General features: G+C 41.7%; 13 protein-coding genes and 1 pseudogene. 10 read left to right on the forward strand and 4 right to left on the reverse strand.

Annotated elements, in window-relative coordinates; genetic code table 11:
* Positions 1-153 precede the first annotated feature (153 nt).
* Positions 154-477, forward strand: coding sequence for an ArsR/SmtB family transcription factor (locus DMO16_RS00985; protein ID WP_061972775.1), 324 nt, complete (start codon positions 154-156; stop codon positions 475-477).
* A 121-nt stretch (positions 478-598) separates the two neighbouring features.
* Entirely contained in the window at positions 599-2,959 is a 2,361-nt protein-coding gene (locus tag DMO16_RS00990) for a heavy metal translocating P-type ATPase (RefSeq protein WP_241840407.1), read from the forward strand.
* Positions 2,960-3,014: 55 nt separating this feature from the next.
* Here the strand turns inward: DMO16_RS00990 and DMO16_RS00995 are convergent.
* A protein-coding gene (locus tag DMO16_RS00995) for an IS3 family transposase (protein ID WP_129474832.1) occupies positions 3,015-4,363 on the reverse strand; the annotation gives its coding sequence in 2 pieces (ribosomal slippage) (positions 3,015-3,904 and positions 3,904-4,363; 1,350 coding nt in all).
* Between the two features lie 167 nt (positions 4,364-4,530).
* Here DMO16_RS00995 and DMO16_RS01000 point away from each other — a divergent pair.
* From DMO16_RS01000 to DMO16_RS01010, 4 genes are all read left to right on the forward strand, one after another.
* Positions 4,531-5,157 (forward strand): zinc dependent phospholipase C family protein, encoded by a 627-nt coding sequence (locus DMO16_RS01000; RefSeq protein ID WP_241840408.1) that lies wholly within the window; start codon positions 4,531-4,533, stop codon positions 5,155-5,157.
* A 157-nt stretch (positions 5,158-5,314) separates the two neighbouring features.
* Positions 5,315-5,584 (forward strand): virginiamycin B lyase family protein, encoded by a 270-nt coding sequence (locus tag DMO16_RS25335; protein ID WP_425590054.1) that lies wholly within the window; start codon positions 5,315-5,317, stop codon positions 5,582-5,584.
* 307 nt (positions 5,585-5,891) lie between these two features.
* The gene (locus DMO16_RS01005) at positions 5,892-6,107 is read left to right on the forward strand and encodes a group-specific protein (protein ID WP_241840409.1); all 216 of its coding nucleotides are present in this window, start codon (positions 5,892-5,894) and stop codon (positions 6,105-6,107) included.
* Positions 6,108-6,707: 600 nt separating this feature from the next.
* Positions 6,708-6,908, forward strand: a complete 201-nt coding sequence (locus DMO16_RS01010) for a cold-shock protein (protein WP_026694123.1) — start codon at positions 6,708-6,710, stop codon at positions 6,906-6,908.
* Positions 6,909-7,216: 308 nt separating this feature from the next.
* Here DMO16_RS01010 and DMO16_RS25340 read toward each other — a convergent pair.
* A pseudogene (locus tag DMO16_RS25340) lies at positions 7,217-7,303 on the reverse strand (hypothetical protein); the annotation flags it as partial.
* 30 nt (positions 7,304-7,333) lie between these two features.
* The gene (locus DMO16_RS01020) at positions 7,334-7,525 is read right to left on the reverse strand and encodes a hypothetical protein (RefSeq protein ID WP_129474834.1); all 192 of its coding nucleotides are present in this window, start codon (positions 7,523-7,525) and stop codon (positions 7,334-7,336) included.
* A 176-nt stretch (positions 7,526-7,701) separates the two neighbouring features.
* Between DMO16_RS01020 and DMO16_RS01025 the strand changes: the two genes are divergently transcribed.
* The 3 genes from DMO16_RS01025 to ppdK all read left to right on the forward strand — a co-directional run bounded on the left by DMO16_RS01025 (position 7,702) and on the right by ppdK (position 13,286).
* Complete coding sequence (locus DMO16_RS01025) at positions 7,702-9,534, forward strand: terpene cyclase/mutase family protein (RefSeq protein ID WP_129474836.1); 1,833 nt, start codon at positions 7,702-7,704, stop codon at positions 9,532-9,534.
* A gap of 261 nt (positions 9,535-9,795) precedes the next feature.
* The gene (locus DMO16_RS01030) at positions 9,796-10,614 is read left to right on the forward strand and encodes a pyruvate, water dikinase regulatory protein (protein ID WP_129474838.1); all 819 of its coding nucleotides are present in this window, start codon (positions 9,796-9,798) and stop codon (positions 10,612-10,614) included.
* Positions 10,611-13,286, forward strand: coding sequence for a pyruvate, phosphate dikinase (gene ppdK / locus DMO16_RS01035; RefSeq protein WP_129474840.1), 2,676 nt, complete (start codon positions 10,611-10,613; stop codon positions 13,284-13,286). Before DMO16_RS01030 ends, ppdK begins: the two co-directional genes overlap by 4 nt.
* A 67-nt stretch (positions 13,287-13,353) precedes the next feature.
* On the opposite strand, the gene DMO16_RS24065 is transcribed toward ppdK, so the two are convergent.
* Entirely contained in the window at positions 13,354-13,497 is a 144-nt protein-coding gene (locus DMO16_RS24065) for a hypothetical protein (protein ID WP_156412586.1), read from the reverse strand.
* A gap of 216 nt (positions 13,498-13,713) precedes the next feature.
* Between DMO16_RS24065 and DMO16_RS01040 the strand changes: the two genes are divergently transcribed.
* Entirely contained in the window at positions 13,714-14,598 is an 885-nt protein-coding gene (locus DMO16_RS01040; RefSeq protein ID WP_129474842.1) for an SDR family oxidoreductase, read from the forward strand.
* Positions 14,599-15,080: the final 482 nt, after the last annotated feature.

Consider the following 15,080-nt stretch of genomic DNA (forward strand, 5'->3'; position numbering starts at 1 on the left):
GAAATTATTCTAATGAAATACGGAATAGAAGCGTAAATTATTCATTATAGTTAAAGAAAAGAGAATTCGATTCAGCATTTACAGAAGCATAACCGTCGTTTACAATATGAGTAATTATTCATATATGGTTTAGTGGTAAGGAGTTGATATTAAATGGATGAACACGAAAAAGCAATTATTGAAAGTGAACAATTAGATGAAGAAACTCTTTTTGTCGCATCTCAAACCTTCAAGGCGCTGTCAGATCCGACGCGAATCCGAATCCTTCATCTTTTATCTCATAAAGAATCATCTGTAAATGAAATTGCTGAAAAGCTCTCACTTTTACAATCTACGGTTTCTCATCAATTACGTTTTTTAAAAAATCTTCGCCTTGTTAAATTCAGAAGAGCAGGAACGACCCTGTTTTATTCGATTGATGATAATCATGTGATTACATTATTAAATCAAGCAATTCATCATGCATGCCATGATTGATTATGAATTTAACATGTTGCGTTGACACTTTTCGTGGTGCGAACATATAATGATTTATATATGAATTTCTGCTCATATAAGCATAGATGAAAAGATTCACGGCCAGAGAGGAGAGAACCTGGTGACTGATCAACAAAGAGAATTTTTATTGGATGGCTTGGATTGTGCAAATTGTGCCTCCAAGATTGAAGATGGTGTTCGGGAACTTGAAGGGGTATCATCCTGCAGCGTAAATTTTGTAACCAAAACATTAAGAATGGAAACCGAACAGGGGAGGGACATCCCCGTAATTGAAAATACAAGAGATTTGATTCAATCGATTGAGCCGCATATAAAAGTACTTGATCAGCCAAATACAAGGCAAAATTCTTCCATGAGTTTCTATATGGAAGGCCTGGACTGTGCCAACTGTGCAGCAAAAATAGAGAAGGAAGCAGCCGGGCTGACAGGTGTAAGTCTTTCAAGTATGGATTTCGTTTCCAAAACCTTACGGATAAAAACGGATCCTTCCACTAGGGAAAAAGATCTGTCAGCTAAAATTGTGGAAATCGTAAAGCGTCTTGAACCTGGAGTAAAGGTGACACAGCAACCCCGTCACATCAATAGCGAGCCATCACAAAATAATGGGAATAAAAACGCAGTGATGTTAACACGGATTGGTATGGGAGCCGTCTTAACGGCAGTTGCTGCGTTTGCGCCCCTAAACTATTGGTTGGAGTTTTCCCTTTTTCTTGTCGCCTACTTAATTATAGGTGGGGAGATCCTGCTTAAAGCTGTCCGAAATATAGTTCGGGGGCAGGTGTTTGACGAGAACTTCCTAATGTCACTTGCGACAGTTGGTGCATTCGCAGTTGGACAGTTCCCCGAAGGAGTAGCTGTCATGCTGTTTTACCAAGTGGGTGAATGGTTTCAGAGCTTAGCGGTCAACCGTTCAAGGAAATCAATACGTGCCTTGATGGACATCCGGCCGGACTATGCCAATCGTAAAGTGGGGAGCAGGACAGAGCGTGTATCGCCTGATGACGTAAGAATAAGTGATATAATTATTATCAAACCGGGAGAAAAGGTTCCTTTGGACGGTAAAATCGTTGAAGGAGTATCCATGGTGGATACTTCGGCGTTAACCGGCGAATCCGTACCCAGGAAAGTGAAGCCTGGCAGTGACCTGTTAAGCGGTACGATCAATAAAAACGGAGTGCTTACTGTAGAAGTAACCAAGAAATTTGAAGACTCCACCGTATCCAAAATTTTGGACCTTGTTCAAAATGCAAGCAGCAAAAAGGCACCGACGGAAAATTTCATTACAAAATTTGCGAGGTATTACACTCCTGTTGTGGTCATTACAGCTGCGGTTTTGGCGTTTCTGCCGCCGCTACTTATTCAGAGTGCATCATTTTCAGAATGGATTTACAGGGCATTGGTCTTTTTGGTCATTTCCTGTCCTTGTGCGCTTGTTGTTTCCATTCCCCTCAGCTTTTTTGGCGGGGTGGGAGGAGCTTCAAAAACGGGCATCCTTATTAAAGGAAGCAATTATCTTGAAGCGTTGAATGATGTGAAATATGTCCTGTTTGATAAAACAGGTACGCTGACAAAAGGTGTCTTTGATGTAACACGTATTCACTCGGATAATGGGTTTTCATCGGATGAATTGCTTTATTATGCTGCCATGGCAGAAGCGCATTCCAATCATCCCATTGCCTTTTCCGTACGTTCCGCCTTTGGTAAAGAGATTCAGGCCGATCAAGTAGGAGAATATAACGAAATTTCCGGGTATGGCATTAGGGCAACAGTAGATGGAAAAGAAGTGCTCGCCGGAAATGAAAAATTAATGAATCAAGAAAAAATAGCTTATGAGAAACATGAGGCAGAAGGTACCGTCGTCCATGTGGCTGTTAATCGGACATATGCCGGGCACCTGGTTATTTCAGATGAAGTAAAAGAAGATGCAGCATCGGCTATTGCGCAGCTGAAAGAGCTTGGAATAAAAAAAACGGTAATGCTGACTGGAGACTCCAAAGCCGTTGGTGAACGTGTGGGGCATCAATTAGGGTTAGATGAGGTTCATGCAGAACTGCTTCCTCATGAAAAAGTGGAACAAGTTGAAAAATGGGATGGCAATAAGTCTAAAAATGAAAAGCTGATATTCGTGGGGGATGGCATTAATGATACTCCTGTATTAGCCAGAGCCGATATCGGAATGGCAATGGGTGGATTAGGGTCAGATGCGGCTATCGAAGCTGCTGACGTGGTCATAATGACGGATGAACCTTCCAAAATCCCTGAAGCCATAAAAATTGCAAAACGAACAAGAAAAATCGTTTGGCAAAATATTATTTTTGCCTTAGGGGTAAAAGCGGTCTTTCTCTCATTGGGGGCCTTTGGAATTGCCACCATGTGGGAAGCGGTTTTCTCGGATGTCGGTGTAACTCTGATTGCCGTTTTAAACGCCATGCGAGTATTGAATGTTAAAACAAGAGCATAAAAGAAAAACAGCCTGCCAAATTTTGATCTGAACCCAAAAAGTTAGACACGAAATTTTAAGCAGCTACTTCGGCATGAGTCCGGTATTGAACCGGGCTCATGCCTTTTAATTTTGCTTTTATCCGTTTTTTATTGTAGTAATCGATATACTGTTCCAATTCTTTTTTAAAGTGTTCCATACTTTCAAATTCTTTGAGATAAAGCAATTCACTTTTCAATAAGCCAAAGAAACTCTCCATGGCGGCGTTATCAAGACAGTTGCCCTTACGGGACATGCTTTGTGTTATATTTTTTTCTTTCAATGCATGCTGGTACCGTTTCATTTGATAATGCCATCCCTGATCAGAGTGAAGGATGGGGGCATCGTTCTCTTTCAATTGTTTGAATGCCTTATCCAGCATCTTTGAAACCAAAGAGTAAACCGGACGGTGTTCCATCTGATAGGCAACGATTTCTCCATTATATAGGTCAAGAACTGGCGATAAATATAGCTTTTCACCATGTAATTGAATTTCCGTCACATCGGTTACCCACTTTTCATTCGGTTTCGCTGCTTGGAATTTACGTGCTATAACATTTGGAGCGATTTTTCCAACATTTCCACGATAGGAGCGATATTTCTTCACCTTCACCAGAGACTTGATCTTCATTTTATTCATTAAGCGACGGACAGTTTTATGATTAAGTGAATAGCCTTGATTTTGTAATTCCCATCGGATCCGACGATAGCCATATCGACCTTGGTGCTCATTAAAAATCTGTTGAATAACAGCTTTCACTTCATGATATTTATCTGCACGATTCTTTTGTTTCATCCAGTAATAATACGTGCTTCGTGGAATGCCTGCGACCTCAACGAGGTCAATGACTTTATATTCATGCCTTAACTCATCAATCACTTCCGCTTTGACTTGTTCTGTGATTTTTCCTCTTCTTGAATTAAGGCTTGTAACTTTTTTAAGTATGCATTCTCCATACGTAATCTCTCATTTTCAGCTCGTAGAGCTTCGACGGATCCTTCTGATGGCTGCTTTCTTTTTGAATCTTTTTTCATGGATGAACGCCCCTTTATCTTTGATCGAAGAGCCTCAATCCCTTGCGTTTCAAAAAGTTGATACCAATTCCAAACGGTGCTGGGAGAAGCCACGTTGAAATGGGCGGCAGCTTCTGAGATAGATACTCCCGTTTCGTTTATATAGTGAAGTACGTCCATTTTAAACTCGATAGAATGATTTGTATATGATTCTTGAAAAGCCATTTCTCCGTGTTTTCGAAACTTGGCCACCCATTCTTTTAACATTGATGAAGTCACACTGTGTTTATAAGCGGTTTCTTTAAAGGAATCTCCCCCCTGAAGATAAGCATGAACAGCAGCTAATTTAGTTTCCAAAGAATACTTGGTCATGAAAAAACTGCACCTCCTATTGTTAGATGTGTCTAACAAAAGGGGTGCAGTTCAATTTTTGGCAGGTTGTTTATTATTACAGTTGCTTTTCATTAAGATGTGAATAGTATAGAGATATATTAAATTTCTTACACATTTATTGATTCGACAGGCTGGATGTAGTATTGTTGATTCAACCTATTTCTTCAATAAGAAAGGACTGTTCTGATCTGTTTGCTTATTCGCATAAAGTGATGGCGCACCACATTCAATCACATGTCAGAGAAAGCGTTCAGTATGATTTAAATAAGTCTACGTTTACCTGGGCTAACATGAAACCCGATTTCATTCCGGAACTGGCAAAACGAAAGCATTATATAGAAGAAAGCTTTGAATTTGTTGTTGATAAAATTGTGCGTCTGCTGGACATTCCCGCATCCGATCTGCTGGATAAACAAAAGCGCAGATGGCTTGAAATCGAAATGGGTGTAATTTGCCATTTCGTTACGGATTTCTTCTGTGTTCCACATAACCAGCGCTGGGAATTTAAGCATGCCATGATTCCCCATGTGAAGTATGAAAGAGCTTTGGATAAAAAGGCCAGGGTGCTCAACAGTATAAACTGCTTAACACTGCCCGAGATCAAAGAGCATTCCAAGGAAAGCGTTACGTTTTTCCTTGAAGAGCTGCTCTGCGAGTATGAACAAAAAAAGGATTATAAACGGGATATGGTTTATTCCATCAGTGTGTGCAGTGCGATCTGTACATTTATCCTGGAAAAGATTTATTTGAATGACTTTGGCAAAACGGCATAAGATAACCAAACTCCAAGCGGATTCGGCGGAATTCTCTTGGAGTTTTTTTTCAGGTAAATGAAAGGGAGGATGGAGATGGTGAATATGAAAATAGATGAATCTCCTATACCGTTCCTGATTCGTGTCCATATGGAATGGCAAGTGGTAAAAAGGAGAAATATGGTTTACACAGCATAAAGCAAACTTTATCAGCAGTATAAACAAAGAAGGAACCATCACTTCCCACCCAGTTCCAACACTACAAGCGGGTGTGATGGGAATTACAACTGCATCGAATGGTTCAATCGGGTTTACCGAAAATCAGGCAAATAAAATCGCTGTATTCACTCCAGATCAAGGGTTAAAGGAATATAATGTGCCGACTCCGGAATCAGCGCCTTTTGGACACGATGTGGTGAAAAGCTTATGTGGGAGAGATTGCATATAACCGTAATTTTTTTACAAATTCCTAATTACAACTTCTGGCTCTGGAGTGGTTAAACGTTCCCCATACGTGAGTGGAGGAAAACAAATATCGTCGCAAGCCAGTTTGGCTAACATAGGAGGTCGATGTCTCATCTAATTAACACAAAAATAGAGCATGAACAAAATGAGGAAAAATTTAACTGCGTATGGTAACAATAATGATAGTGTCCTTGTTTTCCCTCATTTAAAAGGTTATATTGTTTCACGTTGTAGGGTCATATTAAGATAAAGAGAGTGAGAGGAAGGAGGATGTTATGAACAAGTGTAATATGGATCATTCAAAAGATGATGTCAAACGTAAATACGAGGCACGGAAGGAGGAACTTCCAGAAGATATTTGTGGGTTATTTGATGATTTTTTAAACAGGAATAACTCACAACCCACCTTAAATGAGATGTTTCATCTTCTCAAAAAATATGATTTAGTTGATGAATTGGAAAGATTAGAACGAAATAGAAAAATGAGATCGTTACTTCTTAAATAGGGATGTAATAAGACTTCCTATTACAGGTGTGCTGACAATTCAATAGGCATTTTAGAACTTTTGTCGATCTTTCGACATAAGTTCTTTTTAATGGTGAATTTTTATGATAGGAAGAATAGAAGAATCGGTCTAAACCGTTTTTCGGAATATGCCCCTTTAAATGATTATAATTTCACGTATCGTAATTTTATCAAAAACAGGTTAGTTGATGAATACGTATGTAAATTACTCTACCTTCATGTATGAAAAAGGAAAAAGAAGGGCAATATAATTTTTGCGTTGGATAGGAAGAACCCTCTCAGTTGTAAGGGAACAATTTTGTTATTTAAAACATCGAGAAAGCTCCATCTGTTTTAGATACCAGGGCTCTTCTCTTCCCTCAATGAGAGAAGAGGTTAAACAAAGGTCGTACTTCAGGTCGGTTTTAAATATTATTTATTTTCTTAAAATTTTGCTTTCTCTTCTATTTTCTGTTATAATAAAAAGGATTATTTTTGTTCGGTGTAAAAGAAGTTTAAGAATTCGATTTTTCATCTTGATGATCACTTTGGGCAAGGATAGTAACATTTTGTGTGTTTAACGCACTAGGAGGAAATAATTATGGAACAAGGTACAGTTAAATGGTTTAATGCAGAAAAAGGTTTCGGATTTATCGAACGCGAAGGTGGAGAGGACGTATTTGTTCATTTCTCTGCTATCCAATCTGAAGGTTTCAAATCATTAGACGAAGGTCAAAAAGTTACTTTTGACGTTGAGCAAGGTGCTCGTGGACCTCAAGCAGCAAACGTTCAAAAAGCATAATAATTATTTATAATAAAACAGGTCCTTTTTAAAAGGGCCTGTTTTTTTGATTTCTAAAAAAAGCGCAATAAAAAACCCGCTCAAGCACAGACAACAGGAATGCAATCCTTCTTTTTTTCAAAATTAATCCCTCTTTTTCCCATGCATATAATTGTATCATTTCATAACCCGGTGTCAGTGTGTATCCCTCTTTCGGATGAAATTAACAATTTTTCTCACGGGAATGAAGGGGATAAGAAAAAAAGACGCGCTTCTCCCGAGGAGAAATACGCGTCTTTTTTGAGTACAAGTACATCATTCTTTCTGTTTTACTGTTCGATCTCAGGCTTCGCTTCTACCTGTTTGCAGACTTGATTTGCTGACATGCCATTTGCATCAATGACCGAAGCCGGAGTCTCAAAATCTTGATTTTAACAATCGGTTCATTACTTCAGGGTATTTAGTATGTTTTCGGGATTGGTCAACTGAACGGTTTTCACACTTTCTACATTGTGCTTTTTAAACAGCCCTACATGAGTGGTATTTAAAATGGTGCCCTTTTTTAATAAAAGAACCCCATTGGAAGTGTAAACGTCTTCCAAAAGAATAGAGCCGGTTTCAACCTGCAAGTCTGACATGTGCATCCTCCTTGGAATAAACAAGATTATAGTTCTATCGTAATGGATAATTATACCCGTATCAACTTTTATTTGCACTTTTCTGTATATTTCTTTCTCATTGGAATCTTACTCTTTTCGTGAGCATACAATATAGCCAACACCACTGGCTGTAAGTCTGACCGGAGTGATGGACAATGAACAGACTGGCTAAAGTGATAAGAGAAATTGACCGGCGCACCGACCGTCTTCTTGACCTGCAGCAGCCTGACGGCTCATGGCGTTTTTCTTTTGAAAATGCCTTGCTCACGGATGCCTATATGATCATTATGTTACGTACCCTGGAATGGGATGACGAGATGCTGATCCGGCAACTGACAAGGAGATTATTAGCCAAGCAAACAAAGAACGGAACATGGAAAGCCTATCCTGATGAAAGAATGGGCAATTTGTCTGCCACAGCGGAAGCGTATGCCGCCCTGCTTTATTCAGGGGTAATTTCCCGGGATGCCATCCCGATGAAAAAAGCTGCAAGGTTTATCAGAGAAAACGGCGGATTAAAAAAGACCAGTTTGTTAACGAAGGTATTCTTTGCATTTAACGGACTGTATCCATGGCCAGACCGTGAAGTGGATCCTTCGAGACTATTTCGAATCATGAAAAAAGTGAATATGAACTTTTACGATCTTGGAAGCTATGCAAGGGCCCACTTTGCTCCGGTTTTGTTGGGAATGGCAGAAAAGTTTCAGGTGCATAACAGCCGTAAACCTTGTCTGAAGCATTTGTTTACAGAAGAAGACCGCAGAAAGGCGAAGGGAAAAAAGAATTCTAAACGTCCGTTGTATTCCATCCAGAGCGCTTTTTTGGAAAATTACATACTAAAGAGGGTTGAGGAGGATGGAACTCTCCTAAGCTATGCCACTTCTACTTTTCTCATGATATACGGGCTTCTCGCGGTTGGTTACAAGCCCACCGATCCCGTCATTCATGGAGCGATTACCGGGCTGATTTGTCTGGTTCATCATACTGGGAAAACCTTTCATCTACAGAACTCACCGCCGACGGTGTGGGATACTTCTCTCATAAGCTATACCCTTTTGTCCTCAGGGGCCCCTCCTTCATCTTCACAAATGAGAAAGAGTTTGAGTTTTGTGCAGAAGCATCAGCAAACCCGTCTCGGAGACTGGAAATTTCATAATCCGGATGTCATGCCAGGAGGCTGGGGATTCAGCAAAAGTAACACCATCCATCCGGACATCGATGATACCCAGGCTGCTCTGCGAACGATGTTTCATTATGCAAAAACCGATAGAACGATTCAACACGCCTACAAAAGAGGTGTCGGTTGGCTTCTCTCCATGCAAAACAAAGATGGGGGATGGCCAGCATTTGAAAAAGACACAAATAAAAGATGGATGGCGAAACTGCCCATTGAAAATGCCGGGGATGCGCTTACTGATCCTTCCACAGCTGATTTAACGGGCCGGACGCTTGAGTTTCTCGGAAACTATGAAGGGATACGGCTCTCATCTCCCCACATTCAATCTGCTGTTCAATGGCTGAAGCAACATCAGGAAAGCAATGGTTCCTGGTATGGGCGCTGGGGTATTTGCTATATTTATGGGACATGGGCGGGTATAACAGGACTCATGGCGGCTGGGATCACACATAAAGACTCTGCGGTACAAAAAGCGGTGGAGTGGCTGACTTCGATTCAGAAATATGACGGAGGATGGGGAGAATCATGCAAAAGTGACATTAATAAGCATTATTGTGATCTTCCATACAGCACAATCACCCAGACAGCATGGGCAGTTGATGCACTAATCGCGGCATGTCCAAAACCAACCGATTCGATAAAACGAGGAATTGACTATCTATTACATCGCGAAAATTATAATGGCATACATGTTTCCTATCCAACAGGGGCAGGGCTGCCAGGAACATTTTATATGTACTACCACAGCTACAATTACATTTGGCCGCTGTTGGCATTATGTCATTACAAGGATAAATACGGAAATAATTAAGAAGAAGGCTGATATCCGTAATGGATTCAGCTTTTTGTGTGGCCGCGGTTAACCAGCATCTAATTGTTCATTTCTATTTTTTTGCTTAAAAATCCAAGAAATACATTGTATCTCTGAATTATTGGTGTTATTATAGGATTTAAATTAAATTAGTATAACACATTTAAGGGAAATAAATTAAAAGTATGACACATTTGTTAGGAGGGGGAGTAAAGCTTAGAAATTTGGTACACTCAAAACTCATAGGATAGGAGATTCAAATTGGATACGAAGAAGATCGTCTATGTGGTTTCAGACTCAGTAGGGGAAACGGCAGAGCTGATGGTTAAAGCGGTCGCCGCTCAATTTAATGGGGGAGATATTGAAATTCAAAATGTCTCTTTTATTGAAGATATCCAGGATTTGAAAAATGTAATCTCTGTCGCCAAATATCGAAACTCAGTGATTGCCTATACGATTGTGGTTCCTTTTTTGAAACAGTATCTTGACCAGCGGGCGCAAGAAGAAGGTATTATTGCCATTGACCTCATGAAGCCGCTCATGCATGCCTTCACCGAAAAATTTCATAAAGAGCCGGTTTATCAGCCGGGGTTGCTCCGGAAAATGGACGAGAACTATTTTCGAAGAGTGGAAGCCATTGAATTTGCTGTTAAATATGATGACGGACAGGATACACACGGCCTTTCCCGTGCGGATATCGTCTTGATTGGTGTTTCCAGAACATCGAAAACGCCGCTTTCGATGTATTTAGCCAATAAAAGATTCAAGGTGGCTAATGTTCCGTTAGTGCCTGAGGTGGAGCCGCCGGAAGAAGTCTTTCACTTCAAAAGGAAATGTATAGGTTTAATTATTACGCCGGATAAGCTGAATGAGATTCGGAAGGAACGTTTAAAGAATCTTGGGTTAACGGTAAGAGCCCATTACGCGAACTTTGAGAGGATCATGGAAGAATTGGATTATGCCGAAAAAATCATGAAGAAAATTGGCTGCCCGGTGATTGATGTTTCCAATAAGGCGGTTGAAGAGACGGCAGATTTAATTTTGGCTATGTTAAAAAAGGAGAGGAGCTGGATATCATGACGCAATTCGTATATCTGTTTGATGAGGATGGGAAAAAAGGTAAAGAACTTTTAGGCGGAAAAGGGGCCAACCTGGCAGAAATGACGCGTATTGGACTCCCGGTTCCTTACGGGTTCACCATATCAACGGAAGCGTGCAATGCCTATTACCAGGAAGGGAAACGTCTGCCGTCCGAGATGAAAAAGCAAATCGAGACAGCCCTTCATCATCTTGAAGGAAGAACAGGAAAGAAATTAGGGGATACCAGAAATCCGCTTCTCGTTTCTGTGCGTTCAGGGGCGGTTCACTCGATGCCGGGGATGATGGATACCGTGCTGAATCTGGGCATGAACGATAAAACAGTAGAAGCAGTGGCGAGTCTCACTTACAATCCGCGATTCGCGTATGATACATACCGCCGGTTCATTCAAATGTTCAGTGATGTTGTGCTTCATGTGGACGGTTTTTACTTTGAACAGTTGCTCGAAGAAGTCCGCATAGCAAAAGGATATACTACAGATCCTGAAATGACCGCGGAAGACTGGAAAGAAGTGATAGAAGGCTATAAGGAACTGGTTCGAAAACACGCCAAAAAAGACTTTCCGCAAGATCCTAAGGAACAGCTTCAATTGTCCATATCTGCTGTTTTTGATTCATGGAATAACCAACGTGCTTTTGTGTACCGCCGGCTTCATAAGATCCCGGATGACTTGGGTACTGCTGTCAATATACAAAGCATGGTATTCGGGAATATGGGCAATGATTCTGGTACCGGCGTTGCTTTTACAAGAAATCCTTCCACAGGTGAAGCAAAGATTTATGGCGAATATCTGATCAATGCCCAAGGAGAAGATGTGGTTGCTGGGATTCGGACACCGCAGCCGATTGCAGCCATGGAAACGGCTATGCCTAAAGTGTATCAGCAGTTTGCAGAAACATGCCATTTGCTTGAGTCTCATTATAAGGATATGCAGGACATTGAGTTTACCGTCGAGCGGGGAAAGCTCTTCATCCTGCAAACACGGACAGGAAAGCGGACTGCACAGGCGGCCATTCGAATTGCGGCGGAACTGGTTAAAGAAAGCATCATAGATAAAAAAGAAGCGATTTTGCGCATTGAACCAGAACAGCTGAATCAGTTGCTGCACCGCCGTCTGGATGATGCCAAGGAAAGAAATGTCATGGCAAAAGGCCTTCCCGCATCTCCAGGTGCGGCTACGGGCCAAGTGGTATTTGATGCAGATGAAGCCAAAAGAATGGCGAAAGACGGTAAAAAGGTGATTCTTGTCCGTCCGGAAACGACACCGGATGATATTCATGGAATCGTGGCGGCAGAGGCAACGGTTACCAGCCGTGGCGGGATGACCAGTCATGCGGCAGTGGTGGCCAGGGGAATGGGAAAGGCTTGTATATGTGGATGTGAAGCCTTATCGATTAACCTGAAATTACAGCAGATTGCTGTAGCAGGAACGATAATTGAAAAAGGCGATGTAATTACCATTGACGGGTCAACAGGTGAGATTATGAATGGTGAAATTCCGATGATTGATCCGGAACTTTCGGAAGAATTTCAATTGCTTCTTACTTGGGCAGATGAGGAGAGAACATTGGGTGTACGAGCCAATGCGGATAATCCTGAAGATGCCCAAAAAGCATTGGAATTTGGCGCGGGAGGCATTGGGCTTTGCCGCACCGAGCATATGTTTATGGATAGTGCAAGAATACCGGTTGTTCAGGAAATGATACTCGCAGAAACCTTTGATGAGCGAATGGAAGCTCTTGATCAGCTGCTGGTTATGCAACAGGAAGATTTTGAACTCATTTTTGAAGCGATGAAGGGATTGCCGGTGACCATTCGGCTGCTTGATCCGCCGCTTCATGAATTTTTGCCAGACAAGGAAGAACTTCTTGTAGAGGTTACGAAGCTACAACTATCCAGTTCCTTTTCAGAAGAATTATTGGAAAAAGAACGATTGCTTCGAAATGTTCGTAAATTGGATGAATGCAATCCAATGCTTGGGCATCGAGGCTGCAGACTGGGCATGATTTTTCCCGAGATTTATGAAATGCAGGTTAAAGCGATTTTTTACGCGATATGCAACCTGAGGGATAAGGGGATGGATGCCGCCCCTGAGATCATGATCCCTTTGGTAGGCCATGTAAATGAATTAAAAGAGATGAGACAATTGGTGATCGGTACAGCTATGGAAATTGAGCAAGAAGCAGGGCAGGAATTTAATTATCAGATTGGGACAATGATTGAAGTGCCTCGGGCAGCGTTAACGGCGGATCAAATTGCCAAGGAAGCTGACTTTTTCTCCTTTGGTACCAATGACCTTACCCAAACAACCTTTGGCTACAGCCGGGATGATGCGGAAGGCAAGTTTCTTTCTACTTATATCGAAAATAAGGTACTGCCTGAAAATCCTTTTGCCACTCTCGATCAGGAAGGCGTTGGTAAACTTGTAGAACTGGGTGTCAGACTGGGACGGGAAACGAAGCCGGGGTTAAAAACAGGTATTTGCGGTGAGCATGGAGGGGAAAAAGAGTCCATTCGTTTTTGTCATGAGACAGGACTTGATTATGTCAGCTGTTCACCATACCGTGTGCCGCTGGCCCGTCTTGCAGCAGCTCATGCCGCAATAAAACAGGCACAAAAACAGGGGGAAAGCAGGGAACTTCAACTGCACTAATAAGAGAAGCTGTCCGATTCGGACAGCTTCTTACTTTTCATGTATCACGCAGCTGGCTCTATAAAACTTACAATTTATAATAAACCTTAGCATCACTTTTACTGTTGTGCTGGACATGTTCATCATCTGATTGAATCCCAGCCCCGATCCAGACACCGATAATGACAAAAAAGGCAATGAGTGGTGAAAGAATGGGTTTTTTTCTATCCATCTTGCATCCTCCTTTTTTCCATTTTTGATAGGTTTCCCTGATGAACAGCTCTCGTAAACACGTTGAAGGATATTTTAATATTTCATGTGTTGAAGGGTTTAAAGGACCATCGATTGGGGAAGTCCAAAAATGTATATTTATACAGAATGAGAATACTGACTTGTGTTGTTTTACTGTATAAATGCTAGTGACCTATCTACCTAAGGAGCGATGATGATGTCCAAACCAGTAAATCCTTTAACACAATATTTTAATGAAGATTATCCCAAACAATACCAGGATCCACCTGCGGTTCAGGGTCAAATGAGTCCGCTTCCTGACTGCGGAGAAAAAAGCTACAAAGGTTCAGGAAGGCTGTCAGGGAGGAAAGCGCTGGTTACCGGGGGAGATTCAGGGATTGGCCGGGCAGCAGCCATTGCTTATGCCCGGGAAGGGGCGGATGTTGCCGTCAATTATTTGCCTGAGGAACAATCTGATGCAGAGGAAGTCAAACAGCTCATTGAAGCAGAAGGCCGAAAAGCTGTGCTATTGCCTGGCGACTTGAGTGATGAAGCGTTTTGTGAGGAATTGATTAAGGAATCTTACTCAGCTTTAGATGGATTGGATATTCTGGCGCTCGTTGCAGGAAAACAGCAGGCAGTTGAAAATATCGAAGACCTGTCCACTGAGCAACTTCGGAAAACCTTTGAAGTGAACGTATTCTCCTTGTACTGGACGGTGAAGGCGGCGTTGCCGTATCTTCCGGAGGGTGCGTCCATCATTACTACCACATCAGTACAGGGCTATAACCCAAGTCCAAACCTGCTGGATTATGCAGCTACCAAATTTGCGATTAATGGGTTCAGCCGGGGACTGGCCAAGCAGTTGGCCCCAAAGGGAATTCGCGTGAATTCAGTAGCGCCCGGCCCGATCTGGACGCCGCTTCAGATTTCCGGAGGACAGCCCGGAGAAGCTATCCCGACGTTCGGTCAGGATACGCCATTAAAGCGTGCCGGGCAACCGGTTGAACTGGCTGGTGTTTACGTGTTCCTGGCTTCCAATGAATCCAGTTACGTAACCGCTCAAACGTATGGAATTACAGGTGGTATTGAATTAGCCTAAGAATATAATCCTGGAGTGAGTAGGAGACTGCTATCTTTTTAGCAGTCTTTTTTCTTTTGTCTTTTCTAGGCAATTCGATAGAATGATTTGGAAAATTGAAAATATTGACCTATTTAGATTTGCTTCTTATTCGCTTATAGTATGAAACCGAAAACACCATGTCCTTAACAGAAGTAACTTCTATGGGAGTGGTTATGTTGAAAACCAAACTGGAACGTGTACGCTTAACACTGCGACATAAAATCGAGGCCATTGTTCATCGCATCATGAGTTGGATGCAGTTTCACCCTTAGATAAGGGCACTTTATTCTATCCTCTCTTGGATCTCACTCCTGCTCTTTATTTTAAGTTTATTTTTCATTAAAGATTCCCGCATCATGTTTGTTCAGTTTCTTTGGTCATTTTATCTTTTATTTACTAAATGGCGTGGTTTAACCTGAGCAAGGCAACTTTATTTCTTCAGATCCTGATCCTGGAGATGA

The sequence above is a fragment of the Fictibacillus sp. S7 genome, assembly GCF_004127935.1.
GTDB classification, from domain to species: Bacteria; Bacillota; Bacilli; order Bacillales; family Fictibacillaceae; genus Fictibacillus_C; species Fictibacillus_C enclensis.

Bases quoted from the DNA above. Each gene is read 5' to 3' on its own strand.
- DMO16_RS24065 (WP_156412586.1), bottom strand. From the start codon at position 13,497: ATGGATAGAAAAAAACCCATTCTTTCACCACTCATTGCCTTTTTTGTC.
- DMO16_RS00985 (WP_061972775.1), top strand. From the start codon at position 154: ATGGATGAACACGAAAAAGCAATTATTGAAAGTGAACAATTAGATGAA.
- DMO16_RS01010 (WP_026694123.1), top strand. From the start codon at position 6,708: ATGGAACAAGGTACAGTTAAATGGTTTAATGCAGAAAAAGGTTTCGGA.
- DMO16_RS01025 (WP_129474836.1), top strand. From the start codon at position 7,702: ATGAACAGACTGGCTAAAGTGATAAGAGAAATTGACCGGCGCACCGAC.
- DMO16_RS01005 (WP_241840409.1), top strand. From the start codon at position 5,892: ATGGATCATTCAAAAGATGATGTCAAACGTAAATACGAGGCACGGAAG.
- DMO16_RS01040 (WP_129474842.1), top strand. From the start codon at position 13,714: ATGTCCAAACCAGTAAATCCTTTAACACAATATTTTAATGAAGATTAT.
- ppdK (WP_129474840.1), top strand. From the start codon at position 10,611: ATGACGCAATTCGTATATCTGTTTGATGAGGATGGGAAAAAAGGTAAA.
- DMO16_RS01020 (WP_129474834.1), bottom strand. From the start codon at position 7,525: ATGTCAGACTTGCAGGTTGAAACCGGCTCTATTCTTTTGGAAGACGTT.